15 protein-coding genes and 1 riboswitch are annotated in these 15808 nt (G+C 67.3%); of the genes, 5 read left to right on the top strand and 10 right to left on the bottom strand.

Annotated elements, in window-relative coordinates; translation table 11 throughout:
- Positions 1–14: 14 nt before the first annotated feature.
- The 8 genes from DAT37_RS16385 to DAT37_RS16350 all read right to left on the bottom strand — a co-directional run bounded on the left by DAT37_RS16385 (position 15) and on the right by DAT37_RS16350 (position 9047).
- Positions 15–893: an SDR family oxidoreductase gene (locus DAT37_RS16385; protein WP_109525534.1), complete on the bottom strand. Its 879-nt coding sequence runs from the start codon at positions 891–893 to the stop codon at positions 15–17.
- Positions 894–992: 99 nt separating this feature from the next.
- Entirely contained in the window at positions 993–1868 is an 876-nt protein-coding gene (locus DAT37_RS16380) for a MaoC/PaaZ C-terminal domain-containing protein (protein ID WP_109525533.1), read from the bottom strand.
- Between the two features lie 16 nt (positions 1869–1884).
- Positions 1885–2322: a type II toxin-antitoxin system Rv0910 family toxin gene (locus tag DAT37_RS16375; RefSeq protein ID WP_109525532.1), complete on the bottom strand. Its 438-nt coding sequence runs from the start codon at positions 2320–2322 to the stop codon at positions 1885–1887.
- 56 nt (positions 2323–2378) lie between these two features.
- Positions 2379–3584: a lipid-transfer protein gene (locus DAT37_RS16370; protein WP_109525531.1), complete on the bottom strand. Its 1206-nt coding sequence runs from the start codon at positions 3582–3584 to the stop codon at positions 2379–2381.
- A 243-nt stretch (positions 3585–3827) separates the two neighbouring features.
- Positions 3828–4472 carry a TetR/AcrR family transcriptional regulator gene (locus tag DAT37_RS16365; RefSeq protein ID WP_109525530.1) on the bottom strand — a complete coding sequence of 215 codons (645 nt, stop codon included), beginning with the start codon at positions 4470–4472 and terminating at the stop codon, positions 3828–3830.
- 45 nt (positions 4473–4517) lie between these two features.
- Entirely contained in the window at positions 4518–5711 is a 1194-nt protein-coding gene (locus DAT37_RS16360; RefSeq protein ID WP_232839796.1) for an MFS transporter, read from the bottom strand.
- A gap of 259 nt (positions 5712–5970) precedes the next feature.
- A complete protein-coding gene (locus tag DAT37_RS16355; protein ID WP_109525529.1) occupies positions 5971–7188 on the bottom strand; it encodes an NADP-dependent isocitrate dehydrogenase in 1218 nt (405 codons plus the stop codon).
- Positions 7189–7553: 365 nt separating this feature from the next.
- Positions 7554–9047, bottom strand: a complete 1494-nt coding sequence (locus DAT37_RS16350; protein WP_109525528.1) for an MFS transporter — start codon at positions 9045–9047, stop codon at positions 7554–7556.
- Positions 9048–9195: 148 nt separating this feature from the next.
- Here DAT37_RS16350 and DAT37_RS16345 point away from each other — a divergent pair, with 148 nt between their 5' ends.
- The 3 genes from DAT37_RS16345 to metX all read left to right on the top strand — a co-directional run bounded on the left by DAT37_RS16345 (position 9196) and on the right by metX (position 12638).
- Positions 9196–9909, top strand: coding sequence for a TetR/AcrR family transcriptional regulator (locus tag DAT37_RS16345; RefSeq protein WP_109525527.1), 714 nt, complete (start codon positions 9196–9198; stop codon positions 9907–9909).
- 52 nt (positions 9910–9961) lie between these two features.
- Positions 9962–10072, top strand: a riboswitch (SAM riboswitch).
- An 89-nt stretch (positions 10073–10161) separates the two neighbouring features.
- Positions 10162–11487, top strand: coding sequence for a bifunctional o-acetylhomoserine/o-acetylserine sulfhydrylase (locus DAT37_RS16340; RefSeq protein ID WP_109525526.1), 1326 nt, complete (start codon positions 10162–10164; stop codon positions 11485–11487).
- Entirely contained in the window at positions 11484–12638 is a 1155-nt protein-coding gene (metX, locus tag DAT37_RS16335; RefSeq protein WP_109525525.1) for a homoserine O-acetyltransferase MetX, read from the top strand. The genes DAT37_RS16340 and metX overlap by 4 nt, the downstream gene beginning before the upstream one ends.
- A 55-nt stretch (positions 12639–12693) precedes the next feature.
- Here metX and DAT37_RS16330 read toward each other — a convergent pair whose 3' ends face one another.
- Entirely contained in the window at positions 12694–13359 is a 666-nt protein-coding gene (locus DAT37_RS16330; RefSeq protein WP_232839776.1) for a TetR/AcrR family transcriptional regulator, read from the bottom strand.
- A gap of 168 nt (positions 13360–13527) precedes the next feature.
- Between DAT37_RS16330 and DAT37_RS16325 the strand changes: the two genes are divergently transcribed.
- Positions 13528–14466 carry an oxygenase MpaB family protein gene (locus DAT37_RS16325; protein ID WP_109525685.1) on the top strand — a complete coding sequence of 313 codons (939 nt, stop codon included), beginning with the start codon at positions 13528–13530 and terminating at the stop codon, positions 14464–14466.
- Between the two features lie 78 nt (positions 14467–14544).
- Here DAT37_RS16325 and DAT37_RS16320 read toward each other — a convergent pair whose 3' ends face one another.
- Positions 14545–14790, bottom strand: coding sequence for a DUF3017 domain-containing protein (locus DAT37_RS16320; RefSeq protein WP_109525684.1), 246 nt, complete (start codon positions 14788–14790; stop codon positions 14545–14547).
- A 376-nt stretch (positions 14791–15166) separates the two neighbouring features.
- Between DAT37_RS16320 and DAT37_RS16315 the strand changes: the two genes are divergently transcribed.
- Complete coding sequence (locus tag DAT37_RS16315; protein ID WP_109525524.1) at positions 15167–15703, top strand: hypothetical protein; 537 nt, start codon at positions 15167–15169, stop codon at positions 15701–15703.
- The last annotated feature ends 105 nt before the right edge of the window (positions 15704–15808 follow it).

Below are 15808 nucleotides of genomic sequence, written 5' to 3'. Positions count from 1 at the left end.
TTCTCCTTACCTGATCACGGCAGCCGGGCGGCGATGTCGTCGATGAGCCACGGCCCTTCGGCCTCGATCGTCTTCACGTCGTGCCATCCGGCCAACTCCGAGATGGCGCCGCCCTGGACGGCGAAAACCTTGCCGGTCGTCGTGCACTCGTCCGATGCCAAGTATGCGACCAGCGGGGAGATATTGGCGGGGCTGAAGGCGTCGAATTCGTCCGCGCCGAGTTGTTCGGCCTCGGCGGCCAGCATCGCGCCCATACCGGGGGTGGCCAGGGTGAGCCGGGTGCGCGCGATCGGTGCGATGGCGTTCACCCGCACCCCGTAGCGCCCGAATTCCTCCGCGGCCACCAGGGTCAGCGCGGCGATCGCGGCCTTGGCCGCGCCGTAGTTGGCCTGTCCGGCGTTGGGCAGGGTGGTTCCCGAGGCCGAGGCGGTGTTGATGACCGCCGCACTGGGCCGGTTGCCCGCCTTGCTCCGCTCCTTCCAGTACGCCCCCGCGTGGTGCAGCATCGCGGCGTGCCCCTTCAGGTGGACCGCGATCACCGCGTCCCACTGTGATTCCGTCATTCCGGCGAGGAAGGCGTCGCGCAGGATGCCCGCGTTGTTGACCACCACGTCGAGTCCGCCGAATTCCGAGACCGCCTGTGCGACGAGTTTGCGCGCTCCCTCCCAGCTCGCGACGTCGTCGGTGTTGGCGGCGGCCCGGCCCCCCGCGGCCACGATCTCGTCGACGACCCGCTGGGCCGGACCGGTATCGGCGCCCTCACCCGCGTTGCTGCCGCCGAGGTCGTTGACCACGACGGCCGCGCCCTCCGCGGCGAACAGCAGCGCGTGTTCGCGACCGATGCCGCGACCCGCACCGGTGACGACGGCGACCTTTCCTGCCAATACGCCCATGATCTCTCCTCGTCTGTCCGCGCGGCTCCCACGCGGTGATCACCATCCGCCCACCTGTCGGCGGAGGTGCTGAATTCCTCGGAAACGACCGCCGACGGATCAGTCGGCGATCTCGGCCAGTCCGTCACTGAGGACGACATCGGTCCCGCGCACCGTCTCGAAGGCGTAGGTGGTCTTCCCGTTCTCGGATCCGACCTTCCAGACGCGGGTCTCCAGGTCGTCGCCGGGGAAGACCATCGTGGCGAAACGCACCGCGAAACGCGTCAGTCGACGGGTGTCCGAGCCCGCCACCTCGGTCAGCACCGCCCACGACGCGAACGCCATGGTGCACAGACCGTGCGCGATGATGCCCGGCAGTCCCGCGTCCCTGGCGACCTGCTCGTCCAGGTGCAGCGGCACCGGATCACCCGCCGCGGGCGCGTAGCGGTAGGTCTGGTCCGAGTCGACGTGCTGGGACACCACCGCGACCGGCTCGGTCGACCGCAGCGCCTCGTCGAACTTGTGCGTCGGCGCGGCCGCGCCGACCGACTTGCTCGCGTGGATATCGCGGAAGAAGGCGGTCAGATACTGCTCGTTGACCAATTCCCCGGCGTCGTCACGACATTCGACGAGAATCGAGATGGAGGTCCCGTTGGGTCGACTGGTGTAGCCGATCGCCTTGGCCCGTGACACCAGGCGGTCGCCCGGCTCGATCGCCCGGTGGAAGTGGAAATCCTGCTCGCCGTGCACGACCCGGCCGAAGATATTCGTCGGCGCGACATCGATCACCGGCATCAACATCGCCTCGAAGGCCGGGACGATGGCGAAAACCGGTGACGCGACCGCACCGGCGCGGTGAGCGGGAATCGGATCGTTGGTGGCCGCCGCGTATTCGGCGATCCGCTCGGCGGTGACCTCGAAAGTCTCGTCCTCGCACCAGGTTTCCAGGCCCGCGTCGTCGAAGGCCACCACGCGGGTGCCGGACTGCGCTGTCATCGCTCGCCCCTCGCGATCAGGCCGAGGCCAGCGCGTCGAGCTGTTCCAGCGAGGTGTCCAGCTGTTTGAGTCCGTCCTTCTCCACCGCCTTGCCCAGCGCGCCCTTGATGAGCGCGCCCTCGAAATCACCGGAGACGACGATCGTGCTGCCGCCCTCGCCCTTCGCCCGGATATCGAAGGTGAATTCGGTTTCCACACCGGCCATTCCGGTGCCGCCGAGGGTGAGCCGGTGCGGCCGCGCCACCGACACCACGGTCCATTCGAGTTTGTTCGCCATACCGAGCATGACGATCTTCGCGACGAGTTTCGAGCCCTCGGCCAGCGCGGCGGGCGGTTCTTCGAGGAAACGCTCGTGGATGGTGAACCATTCGGCCCACGTCTGCGGGTCGGAGACGACGGCCCACAGCGCTTCCGGGGTGGCGTTGACGTCCTTGGTGGCCTCGATATGTCCCATATCCGGCTCCTTCTCGGTGAATTTCGTTGCGGTAGGGCGTCTTTCGGCCTTAGAACTCAGCGGTCGGCGCGCCGGTAGGCCGTGACGACGGCGGCGCCGCCGAGCCCGATATTGTGTTGCAGACCCGCGGTCACGTTCTCGACCTGGCGTTTGTCCGCGGTGCCGCGTAACTGCCAGGTGAGTTCGGAGCACTGCGCCAGACCCGTCGCGCCCAGCGGATGTCCCTTGGAGATCAGGCCGCCCGAGGGATTGACCACCCATTTCCCGCCGTAGGTGGTGGCGTCGCTGTCGACCAGCCCCGCGGCCTCGCCCTCCCCGCAGAGGCCGAGGGCCTCGTAGAGCAGCAGTTCGTTGGCGGAGAAGCAGTCGTGCAATTCGATGACCTGGAAATCCTCCGGCCCGAGTCCGGCCTGGTCGTAGACCTTGCGCGCGGCCTGGACATTCATGTCGTAGCCGATCAGATTCTTGGCCGTGCCGTCGAAGGTCGACGCGAAATCGGTGGTCATGGTCTGCCCGACGATTTCCACCGCCTGCGCGGCCAGACCGTGCCTGTCTACGAAATCCTCGCTCGCCAGGACGACCGCGCCGGATCCGTCGGAGGTCGGCGAGCACTGCAATTTGGTGAGCGGGTCGTAGATCATCCGCGAACCCAGGATGTCGTCGAGGGTGTATTCGTCCTGGAACTGCGAATACGGATTGTTCACCGAATGCCTGTGGTTCTTGTAGCCGATCTTGGCGAAATGCTCCGCGGTGGTGCCGTATTGCTTCATGTGCTCGCGCCCCGCGGCGCCGAACATCCACGGGGCGACCGGGAAGAGCACCTCCGAGATCTCGGCGAGCGCCATGACGTGTCGTGCCATCGGCTGTTCGCGATCGTCCCAGGTCGACCCGAGCGAGCCGGGCTGCATCTTCTCGAAACCGAGCGCCAGCGTGCAGTCGGCGAGGCCGCCCCTGATGGCCTGGGCCGCGAGATACAGCGCGGTCGAACCGGTGGAACAGTTGTTGTTCACGTTGAGCACCGGAATGCCGGTCATCCCGAGTTCGTAGACCGCGCGCTGGCCGGAGGTCGACTCACCGTAGACGTATCCGACGTAGGCCTGCTCGACCTCGCGGTAGTCGATTCCGGCGTCGGCGAGCGCGGCGGTGCCCGATTCCCTCGCCATATCGGGATAGTCCCAATCGGTGCCGTCCTCGTTCTTTCGGCGTCCCGGCTTCTCGAATTTCGTCATGCCGACACCAACGACGTAGACCTTGTTCGCCATCGAACTCCCTCAGTTTTCGGACCGCCCGCGCTCGGTGGCTACGTGGCGTATCGCTGTGAACCGAACCGATAACAAACATACAAGCATGTATGTAACTACGCAATACGGCAACGGAAACGGAAAGTGCGGGAATCCTGCTGCCTGTATCGAAAGGCCAGATCTCCTACATACAGTCGATCTCGTATGTGGCGCGCCGCAAGTCCGCTGAACTCGAGGCCACAGAGCTCGAGGCCGCGGTGACCGTCAGTCGAGCGAGTCGACCTTCTTCAGCGCGGCGTTCGCGATCCCCCGCAGATGCACACAGGCACGACGCCAGCGACGGTGCGCCCGCTCGGAATCGGCGTCGATGAAATTCGCCACCAGAATGCCGCGCAGCGCGTCCATCGCGGTGTAGACGAAATCGCGGGCTTCCTTGCGGCGCATCTCGTCCGGCACGAATCTGGCCACCGCCATGAGCACCGCGTTGTTGACGAAGGGTTCGACCTTCTCCATCGCCGAGGCCAGCACCGGGTCGGTCCGGCCCGCCACCCACAATTCGGCCGTGGCGATGAACAGCGGACCCTGGTGCAGTTCCCACAGGAAGGCCAGCGCGGCGTCGACCGGATCGGTGCCGACCACCACCCGATCCATCTCGCGCATCGCGGTTTCGGCGCGCCGCTGCGCGAGATGGCTGATGGCCGCGACCACCAGGTCGGTCTTGGATCCGAAATGGTGGACCTGCGCACCCCGGGTGACTCCGGCCAACTCGGCGACCCTCGGCGTAGTGGTTCCCGCGTACCCGTACTCGACCAGACAGTCGATCGTCGCGTCCAGCAACCGCGTCCGCATCTCGCTGCTGCGCTGTTCCTGGGTACGGCGCTGCGGTTTGGGGGCGTCGGTCCTGGTCATTCGGACGATTCTACACTTACATACAGCCCTGTATGTTCTACCGCGTCAGGCGGGATTCCTGCGGGCCGCCCAGACGGTCAGCGCGAACAGGACGACGCCGAGCACCGCGAGACCCGCGCCCACCGCCGCGGGCGCCGAGTAACCGAGACCGGCGGCGATGACCACGCCGCCGAGCCACGCGCCCGCCGCGTTGGCGATATTGAGGGCCGCGTGATTGAGGGCCGCGGCGAGGGTCTGCGCGTCGGCGGCGACATCCATCAGTCGGGTCTGGAGTCCCGGGGCCAGCGCCGCGCCCGACGCGCCGATGAGGAACGCCCCGATACCCGCGGTGAACGGATTGTGCGCGGCGGCGATGAATCCGGCGAGGATGACGACCATGGCGATCATCGACAGGAAGATCGCGCGATCCACGCCACGATCGGCGAGCACGCCGCCGACGATATTGCCGACCACCATGCCGACGCCGAACAGCATCAGCACGATCGGCACCAGACCCGACGACATGCCCGCGACATCGGTCAGCGTGGTCGTGATGTAGGTGTAGACGGCGAACATCCCGCCGAAGCCGACGGCGCCCACGGCCAGGGTCAGCAGCACCTGCGGCCGTCGCAGCGCGCCGAGTTCGGTCACGGGGTTGGTGATCTTTATTCCGGTGAGTTCCGGAACGAATCGCAGGAGTGCGAGCACGGTGGCGGCGCCGATGAACGCCACCACCACATAGGCGTCGCGCCAGCCCAGATGCTGACCGAGCCACGTCGCAGCGGGAACGCCGACGACATTGGCGGCGCTCAATCCCAGCATAACCGCGGCAACGGCCTTGGCGCGCTGTCCGATCGGGGCCAGTGTGGCCGCGGCCAGCGACGCCACACCGAAGTACGCGCCGTGCGGCAGACCGGAGACGAAACGGGAGATGACAAGTGTCGCGAAATTCGGCGCGAAGACGGTCGCGATATTGCCGACGGTGAAAGCCACCATCAAGAACACGAGCAGCCGCTTGCGCGCGACCCGCGCGCACAGTGCCGCGATCACCGGCGCGCCGACGACGACGCCGAGCGCGTAGGCCGACACCGCGTACCCGGCCGTCGGCTCGGAGACGTGCACGGACTCCGCGATATCGGGCAGCAAACCCATGGTCACGAATTCGGTGGTGCCGATGCCGAAGCCCCCGAGCGCGAGGGCGAGCATGGCCGGGATATGCCAGTCCGTCCGCTCGGCGGGCACGGTCGTCGGCGCGATCACGGGACTGGTCACGCCTTCATGTAACCGGGGGCCGTCCGTGATCTCTTCCCGCGCGGACGTGAGTTCGGCCACCCGCACCGGCCTGACCGGACATTCTCGGACGCGACGGGCAGGTACCTGCCCGCGGCGACCGCGAATGTCCGCGTGGGCCGGAGACAGCTCGGGCACCCACCTGTGGGCGGGTGCCCGTGTCGGCCCGGCGCTGGGAGATCCCAGCGCCGGAAGAGGTGAGCGTGTGAGCTCGCCTCTTTCACTTGGCTCAGCGCAGGGCGCGGGCCAGGTTCTCGTCGAGCGCGCCGAGGAATTCCTCGGTGCTCAGGTAACTCTGGTCGCCGCCGACGAGCGCCGCCAGGTCCTTGGTCATCTGGCCGCCTTCGACGGTCTTGATGACGACGTCCTCGAGGGTCTGGGCGAAACCGATCACCTCGGGGGTGTTGTCCAGCTTGCCGCGATGCTCGAGCCCGCGCGTCCAGGCGAAGATCGACGCGATCGGGTTGGTCGAAGTCGGCTTGCCCTGCTGGTGCTGCCGGTAGTGCCTGGTCACGGTGCCGTGTGCGGCCTCCGCCTCGCAGGTACGGCCGTCCGGGGTGAGCAGCACGGACGTCATCAGGCCGAGCGAACCGAAGCCCTGGGCCACGGTGTCGGACTGGACGTCGCCGTCGTAGTTCTTGCAGGCCCAGACGTAGCCGCCCTCCCATTTCATGGAGGAGGCGACCATGTCGTCGATGAGGCGGTGCTCGTAGGTGAGGCCCGCCGCGTCGAACTGGGTCTTGAACTCGGCGTCGAAGACTTCCTGGAAGGTGTCCTTGAACATGCCGTCGTAGGCCTTGAGGATGGTGTTCTTGGTGGACATGTACACCGGGTAGTTCTGCGCGAGTCCGTAGTTGAACGACGCGCGAGCGAAGTCCTCGATGGACTTGCGGAAGTTGTACATGCCCATCACGACGCCGCCCTCTTCGGGCATCTTCACGACCTCGTGGACGATCGGCTCGCTGCCGTCCTCGGGGGTGAAGGTGAGCGTGACGGTGCCGGCCTCGAAGACCTTGAAGTCGGTGGCGCGGTACTGATCGCCGAACGCGTGGCGGCCGATGATGATCGGCTTGGTCCAACCGGGGACCAGGCGCGGCACGTTCGAGATGATGATCGGCGCGCGGAAGATGGTTCCGCCCAGGATGTTGCGGATGGTGCCGTTGGGCGAGCGCCACATCTTCTTCAGGCCGAATTCCTCGACCCGGGCCTCGTCCGGGGTGATGGTGGCGCATTTGACGCCGACGCCGTGCTCTTTGATGGCGTTCGCGGCGTCGATGGTGACCTGGTCGTCTGTTTTGTCCCGGTACTCGATTCCCAGGTCGTAGTACTCGAGGTTCACGTCGAGATAGGGATGGACCAGCTTGTCCTTGATGAACTGCCAGATGATCCGGGTCATCTCGTCTCCGTCGAGTTCTACGACGGTGCCTTCAACCTTGATCTTGGACATGGATCTTCGTGTCCTCCTAGGATGGTGCCCTCATTGCACGGCCAGGTGAACACGCTTGTGAGCGGACCCCAGCTGTTCCAACAGACAACGTATATGTCCCGTCTTGTCGGCGGGACGAGTGGTGCAAAACAAGACAAGCGTACTGCTGGTGATGTGCTCACCGCGCGGGGAGGTACCACTGTGCGTAACCTCGCAGCGTACCCGGGTAACGGTGTTAGTTGTTACCCGCAGGTAGGTATCGGGTGATCGGGAGCATATCGGCGCAGGTCACGCATAAGGCTGTCAGCTGCCGAAACGGCCACCTGCCGAAACGACGAGGGCCCGCGCACCGCAACCGGCGCGCGGACCCACGATCGGATTCTTTCTCAGACCGCCATCGGCACCTTGACGTCGTCCTCGGCTCCCTCGATCAGATTCTCCGGCTTGTCCCGGATCATCAGCGCGATCACCGGGATCGCGGCGAGGAAGAAGCCCGCGCCCACGTAGAACGCGACGTCGTAGCTGTGGATCGAGGCGCGCGCGGCGAGATCGGACACGGTGGGATTGTCGATCACGTAGTCCTTGGCGACCTGCACGGAGATGGTGGTGAGCAACGCGGTACCCACCGCGCCGCCGACCTGCTGCGCCGCGTTCAGCAGCGCACTGGCGACACCGGAGTCCTGCTCGTCCACCTGATGCAGCGCAACGGCCTGCATACCGACGAACAGCGGGCCCATGCCGAGCGCGATCAGCGACTGGGCGGGCAGCACGCTGAACGCGTAGCCGTCGCCGAAACCGAGCTGGGCCAGCCAGAGCAGACCGATCGTGCCGAGCACGGCGCCCGCCAGCATCAGCGGACGCGGGCCGAGTTTGGGCAGCAGGGTGCTGGTGATACCCGCGGAGATGGCGATGCCGATCGGGAAGGGCAGGAAGGCCACACCCGCCTTCAGCGGCGTGTATCCCAGCGTGTTCTGGAAGTAGAAGCTGAGGAACAGGAACATGGCGAACATCGCGATCGGGACGAGCAGCGCCACGATCAGCGCGCCGCCCCGGTTGATCTCACCCGGAATACGCAACGGCAGCAGCGGATTGGTCGAGCGCCGCTCGACCCCGACGAACACCGCGAGCAGGACGACGCCGACGGCGAGCAGACCCAGCGTGCTGCCCGCGGTCCAGCCGTCCTCGGCGGCGCGGCTGAAGCCGTAGACGATGGCGACCAGACCGAAGGTCACCGAGACGGCGCCCGGCACGTCGTAACCGCCGGTGCGCGGCGCGGGCACGTCCTTGAGCACGAAGGTGAGCGCGCCGATCAGCGCGATGATCGCGATCGGGGCGTTCACCAGCAGGGTCCAGCGCCACGAGGCGTATTCGGTGAGCGCGCCACCGGCGAGCAGGCCGATCGCGGCGCCCGCGGCGGAGATGCCCGCGAAGATCGAGAAGGCCGTCGCGCGCTCCTTCGCCTCGGTGAACGTCACCGAGACCAGTGACAGCGCGGCGGGGGCGAGCAGTGCGGCGAAGGCGCCCTGCAGGCCGCGGCCCACGAACAGCTGTGCCCCGTTCTGCGCGAGTCCGGCCAGCGCCGACGCGGCGGCGAAGCCGATCAGGCCCGCGATGAAGATGTTGCGGCGGCCCAGGTAGTCCGCCATGCGGCCGCCGAGCAGCAGCAAACCGCCGAAGATCAGCGTGTAGGCGGTCATCACCCACTGGGTGTTGCCCTGACTGATCTCGAGATCACGTTGTGCGAATGGCAGGGCGATGGTCACGATGGTGGCGTCGAGAACCACCATGAGCTGTGCCAGCGCGATGACTGCGAGGGCGAGCCAGCGTGCGGAACTCCCCCGTTTCCCCGGTGCGTCGGCCGCCGATGCGGTGTCGGTCATCTCGGTCTCCTCGTTCGAAGTACAGGACTTTCGGATCAAGTCGGCTAATCCTGTCACTGTCAGACATTTGGCGTCAAGAGAAAAATGTCGCAATCAGACATTTGCCTATGGCTGCCAAACGGTAACAGTCGTGGGATAGAATGCGGAAATGCTCGACTCTCCAGCGCCGATCGACGTGGCCGCCGATGCCCGCGCCACCGGCCCGGCTCGTGGCCGCTGCGGCCCGAGCCTGCGCGAGCGCAAGAAGATCCAGACCCGCGCGCGCATCATCGAAGTCGCCCTGAACCTGTGCGACAGCCAGGGCTTCGAGGCGACGACCGTAGAGCAGATCGCACACGCCGCCGACGTCTCGCCACGCACCGTGAACAGGTACTTCGAGACCAAAGAGGACATCATCCTCGGTCCGATCTCCGATTTCGGCGAAGGCGTCGCCACCGCGCTGCGTCAGCAGCCGCGGGCCGACAGCGATCTACGCGCGCTGTGCAACGCCTACCTCGCGATCATCGACAGCGCCGCCGACGGCGGGGACACCACGTCGTTCCGGCAGTTCCAGCAAATGCAGCGCATCGCGCGCAACAGCCCGGCGGTCAACGCCCGCGCCCTGGAATTCGGCGAGACCAAGACCACCGCGATCACCCGGTGCCTGGCCGAACGCACCGGCGACGCCCCCGGCGCGCTGCGCGTGCGCCTGGTCGTGGCCACCTGGCAGATGCTGTGCCATATCGCGATGGCCGATTCCGAGGAACTGGTCGTCAACAGCGACCCGCGGACCGCCGCGCGTGCCGCTCGCGACGCGGTGCTCACCGCGTACAACGAGCTCCAGCGCATCTGCTCGCAGTCGCGCCCGCTCGAATCCGCGTGATATTTCCAACGGAATTCGGGCGTTTCGCACCGTCCGGTTACCATGTTTCTCAGGTCATGAGTGCCAGCGTCAAGCCCCGGCTCGCTGGTCGGCAACCCTCCAGCTGCGGTGGGGTGCTCCGGGTGATGACCGGGCTCCCGAAGGCCGGGAGCAAGCGCGCTGTTCAGGAGGATTCCGAAATGTGTTGTTGTCCGTCGCCCGCGTCGCGATAACCCGTTCGTCCGGCGAACAACCCCTCATTTGGAGAACGATATGAGCGATCCAACGACGTCCCCGATCGATCCGGCCGCCTGGTCCTTCGAGACCAAACAGATCCACGCGGGCCAGGCCCCCGATCAGGCCACCGGCGCACGGGCACTGCCGATCTACCAGACCACTTCGTACGCGTTCCGCGACACCGACCACGCCGCGGCGCTGTTCGGGCTGGCCGAACCGGGCAATATCTACACGCGCATCATGAATCCCACCCAGGACGTGGTGGAACAGCGCATCGCCGCGCTGGAGGGCGGAGTGGCCGCGCTGCTCGTCGCCTCGGGACAGGCGGCGGAGACCTACGCGATCCTGAACCTGGCCTCGGCCGGTGACCACATCGTCTCCAGCCCGCAGCTGTACGGCGGCACCTACAACCTGTTCCACTACTCGCTGCCCAAACTTGGCATCGAGGTCTCCTTCGTCGACGATCAGGACGATCCCGAACAGTGGCGCGCCGCCATCCGGCCCAATACCAAGGCCTTCTTCGGCGAGACCATCGCCAATCCGAGTAGCGCCATCTTCGACATCCGCGGCGTCGCCGACGTGGCCCACGCGGCGGGCATCCCGCTGATCGTCGACAACACCGTCGCCACCCCGTACCTGATCCAGCCGCTGGTCCACGGCGCCGACATCGTCGTGCACTCGGCGACGAAATACCTCGGCGGACACGGCACGGCCATCGGCGGCGTCATCGTGGACGGCGGCACCTTCGACTGGACGGTGGCCGACGCCGCCGGCGCGTCACGCTACCCCGGCTTCACCACGCCGGACCCGAGCTACCACGGCGCGGTCTTCGCCGATCTCGGCGCTCCGGCCTATGCGCTCAAGGCCCGCGTGCAGTTGCTGCGCGATCTCGGCGCGGCGATCTCGCCGTTCAACGCCTTCCTGATCGCCCAGGGACTGGAGACACTGAGCCTGCGGATCGAGCGGCACGTCTCCAACGCGAAGGCCGTCGCCGAATTCCTCGCGAACCACGAGGACGTCGAAGCCGTCTTCTACGCGGGCCTGCCCACCTCGCCGTGGTACCAGCGCGCCGCCGCACTCGCCCCCAAGGGCGCGGGCGCGATCATCGCCTTCGACCTGCGCGGCGGTATCGACGCGGGCAAGAAGTTCGTGGACGCGCTGACCCTGCACAGCCACGTCGCCAATATCGGCGACGTGCGGTCGCTGGTGATCCACCCGGCCTCGACCACGCATTCACAGCTGACACCGGAGGAACAGGCGGCCGCGGGCGTGACGCCCGGGCTGGTCCGCCTCGCCGTCGGCATCGAAGGCATCGAGGACATCCTCGCCGACCTACGCGCCGGTTTCGCGGCGGCGACGTGACCGTGAGCACCGAGCCGAGCACCGCCCGTCCAGTGACCGGTACGACATTGCTGCCACCGCCGGACGGGCGGCTCGGCGTGATCACCATCGGGGATATCCGGCTGGAGAACGGCGCCGTCGTCCGCGATGTGGGTCTCGCGGTGCAGCGCTGGGGCGAACTGTCCCCCGCGCTGGACAATGTCGTCCTGGTCGAACACGCGCTGACCGGTGATTCGCACGTGGTCGGCGCGCCCGACGGCCTGCATACGCAGCCCGGCTGGTGGGACGGCATGGTCGGCCCCGGTGCGCCGATCGACACCGACGAATGGTGTGTCATCGCGACGAACGTGCTCGGCGGCTGCAAGGGCAGCACCGGGCCCGCGTCGCTCGCGCCCGACGGGAAACCGTGGGGCGCGCGGTTTCCGGAGATCTCCATCCGCGATCAGGTGACCGCGGAGATCGCGCTCGCCGATCTGCTCGGCATCGACCGACTCGCCGCGGTGGTCGGCGGGTCGATGGGCGGTATGCGGGTGCTGGAGTGGATGATCACCGCCCCGGAGCGGGTGGCGGCGGCCCTGGTGCTCGCGGTCGGCGCACGCGCCACCGCCGACCAGATCGGCACCCAGACCACCCAGATCGCCGCCATCACCTCCGATCCGGACTGGCAGGGCGGCGATTACCACGGCACCGGTCGCGCCCCGACGAACGGAATGGGTATCGCGCGGCGGATCGCGCACCTGACCTACCGGACCGAAGGCGAATTGGATCACCGCTTCGAGAATCACGCCCAGGACGACGAGGATCCGTGGCGCGGCGGACGTTACGCGGTACAGAGCTACCTGGAACACCAGGCCGAAAAGCTGTGTAGCCGTTTCGATCCCGCCACCTACGTGCTGCTCACCGAGGCGATGAACCGGCACGACGTCGGCCGTGGACGCGGCGGTGTCGCCGCCGCCCTGGCCTCGACGCCGGTACCGTGCGTGGTGGGCGGTGTCGACTCCGATCGGCTCTATCCGCTGCGGACCCAAGAGGAATTGGCCGAACTGCTTCCCGGCTGCGACGGTCTGGAGATCGTGCACTCCCGCGACGGGCACGACGGATTCCTGACCGAAGCGGCGGCGGTGTCGAAACTGTTGATCGAAACCATGCGGCTGGCGCGCGAAAACCGCTGAGGCCCGAACTTTCCCGATCGGTCGGTCATCGAGATGCGCGGTGTCGAGCCGCGAACTACTCGACCGGGCCGACCAGTAATCGGACCACCGCGTCGACGAAACCCTCGATGCGTTCTCGCGGGTATTCGCCGGGATCGTTGACGGCCAGACGGCCGAGCATTTCGGCGATGGTGAGCAGCGAATTGGTCAGCAGCGCCGAGTCGATTCCCGCCAGCCGCGGTTGCAACGCGATACCCATCCGCACCAGGGCCTCGGCCTGATCGAAGACGCTCGCGCGCGAATTCCCCAGCGCCTCACGGTATTCCCCCGGAGCGCGGTCCGGCGCGGCGAGAATGAGCCGCCACCGCGTCGGATTCTCCAGTGCCACACCGACGAAGGATTCGACCGTCGCCGAGGCCGCGACCACCGGATCGGCGCCCATCAGGTCGGTCGGCAGGGTCTGCGCCACCTGCTCCAGCCCCCGCTGCTGCTCTCGATCGAGCAGGGCCGCGACGAGTTCGGCGCGGGTCTTGAAGACGGTGTACAGCACCGGCTTACCGACCCCGGCCTCCTGCGCGACCGCCTCCATGCTGAGTTCGTGTAATTCCAACCGACCGAGCACGGCGTAGGCGGCGTCGAGCAATTGCTCCCTGCGCTCGGCCGGAGGCAGGCGCGGCGCGTAGCGCCTGCGCGGCCGATCGGTCTGCGCCGAGGCTCGCGGCACCCCGCCCGGTGTGGTCACGACCGTCTCACCTCCATCGCTCCATCCTGTCAGCAGCGACGTCGAATAAGGAAAGCGCGGCAAATCCTACGCACCCGTTGTATTGAACTCGCACCATTGCTACGGTTGCGTTGTATTCGATGGGGACGCCGGGAGCCGCGGCCCCTTCCCTCAGCACAGGAGCATGTGATGCATTTCGATCCGACCACGCTGCGCCGCGACGACTACGGCTTCTTCGGCCCCGGTTCCCCGAGTTGGAAGATCTGGACCGCGCCCACCGTGGTGATCGGCTTCCAGCGCGCGGTGGTGCTCGAACACTTCGACCCGTTCCTCACCGCCGCCGTCGCCGACGCACGCGGGATCTACTCCGATCCCCGCGCCCGCCTCGACCACACCTTCTCCTACTTCCTGCTCGTCGCGATCGCCGACGGTCGCACCGCGGTCCGAGCCGCCGACCACCTGATGCGAATCCACGCGCCGATGACCGGCATCGAACCGATCAGCGGCAAGCGCTACAGCGCGAACAGCCCGGAGACCCAGCTGTGGATCCACATCACCGGCTGGCATTCGGTACTCAAGGCATACGAGGTCTTCGGCCCCGGACCGCTCACCCCCGAGGAGGAGACCCGCTACTGGGCCGAATGCGCCGTCGCGGCCGAATTGCAGACCTGCAAACCCGAGGACGTACCGCGCTCGCGCGAGCAGGTGCGCGAGTACTACGCCCGGGTCCGGCCCCGGCTGTGCAGCTCCGAACGCGCCGAAGAGGGAATGCACCACCTCCTGTGGACACCGCGAAGCAACGGTGCGGGCCTGTCGTATTACGTCGGCAGCCGGTTGCTTTCGCTCGCCTCGATCGCACTGCTACCGAAATGGATGCGCACGCTCGGCCACTTCGACCGTCCCGGCATCGTCGACCTCGCCGTCGCCCCGCCCGCCAAATCCCTGGTGTGGGCCTTCAGCCGCTTCGACAAGGCCGGCTTGCTCCGCGCCGCCCCGTTCATCGCGCCCACGGCGGGACGGATTCTCGCCCAGCACATCGAAGGCGCGCCGCCCGCACGGCTGGAAACCATCACGCCCGGTGCGGCGCGGGAGCGGTACGGGATGCGCGGGGTGTCGACCGCGATCTGAAATACGGTGTATCGCGGATCTTTTCGCGATGATCGGGCGGTCTGTACGGTGTCGGCCCGATCGATCCGGACCGACCGGTCAGCCGACGCCGACCGTGCTGATGGTCGCGGCCAGCGTCACGATGGCGGAGCCGAGGAGTCCGAGCGCCGCTACATCGAAGGGCCTGCTGCGCACCGCGAGCAACCCGACCTGCGCGGTCGGCAGGCACAGTCGAAACGCCGCGGCCAGCAATGTGGCGCCGCCGAAGAACAGCGCGCCACGTCGCCACCGATCGGAGGCGACGAAGATGACGGCGAGCAGGATGACCAGGGTCACCACCACCATCGGCAGATGGCAGCGCAGGAACTGCACGCCCGCGCTGGGCCGTCTTCCCGTGGGCGATTCGACATCGGTCACACCCCGATTCTTGCAGACCCGCGCCGGACCGGCACCGAACCCCGGCTCGCGAACGATCCCTCGCGGACAACCGCGCCGACAGACCCGCACGGTTGCGCCGACGAACTACCCGTCCGCACCTCGCGATGTGCGCTCGGTACCGCCGCACCACCGAACCGGGCGGCCGCGTATCCCCCACTGGCCCTTGACCCGCACCGTTCATCCGTACCAAACTGGGCGCGGCATACGGGGCCGCGGATCCGGCGGGAACTCGTTCATCGGGGACGAACATCGGGGGAAGACCATGCGAATTAATCGTGCCGTCATGACCTTCGTGACGCTGGTGGCCGCACTCGGCGGCACCGCGAGCTGTTCCGACAACACCGTCGCTCCGCCCGCCCGGCCGACCGTCGACTCCGTCGCCTCCTCCACCGCCGTCGCACCCCCGCCCCCCGACTTCGGCCCGCTCGGCTACGGCAAGATCCGCCTCGGCATGACCCTCGCCGACGCCCAGGCCACCGGCGAGATCGCGAAAGTCGAGGATATGGGCGGCGACCCGCCCGGCTGCGGCCGCTACACCGCCACCGCGGGGTGGACCGGCTTCTACAACCAGGGCGAGATCGTCGCGATCATGCACAACAAACTGCCCGCCCACACTCCCGAGGGCATCACCGTCGGCTCCACCCTGGACGAGGTCCGCGCCGCCTACCCGACCCTGCAACTCGGCCACAACTGGAGCTCCGCCGACGTCCCCGGCCAACCCGCCCACTACGGCTTCCTCGGCATCCGCTCGGCGAGCCCACCCGAGGCGAAGGTCACCCAGATGCTTCTGTACAACGACCGCGACACCTGCCACAACTAACTGTCGCGGATCGCGCGACGCCGCCGACCAGCGACACGGCAACGCGGATGAACCCGCGCTCGCACCGGCCCGAGAGAGCGGTCCACTCGTCGCGTCGTACCGGTG

This window comes from Nocardia aurea (genome assembly GCF_003123685.1).
Taxonomy (GTDB): domain Bacteria; phylum Actinomycetota; class Actinomycetes; order Mycobacteriales; family Mycobacteriaceae; genus Nocardia; species Nocardia aurea.
This window is presented reverse-complemented; position numbering and strand designations above follow the sequence as displayed.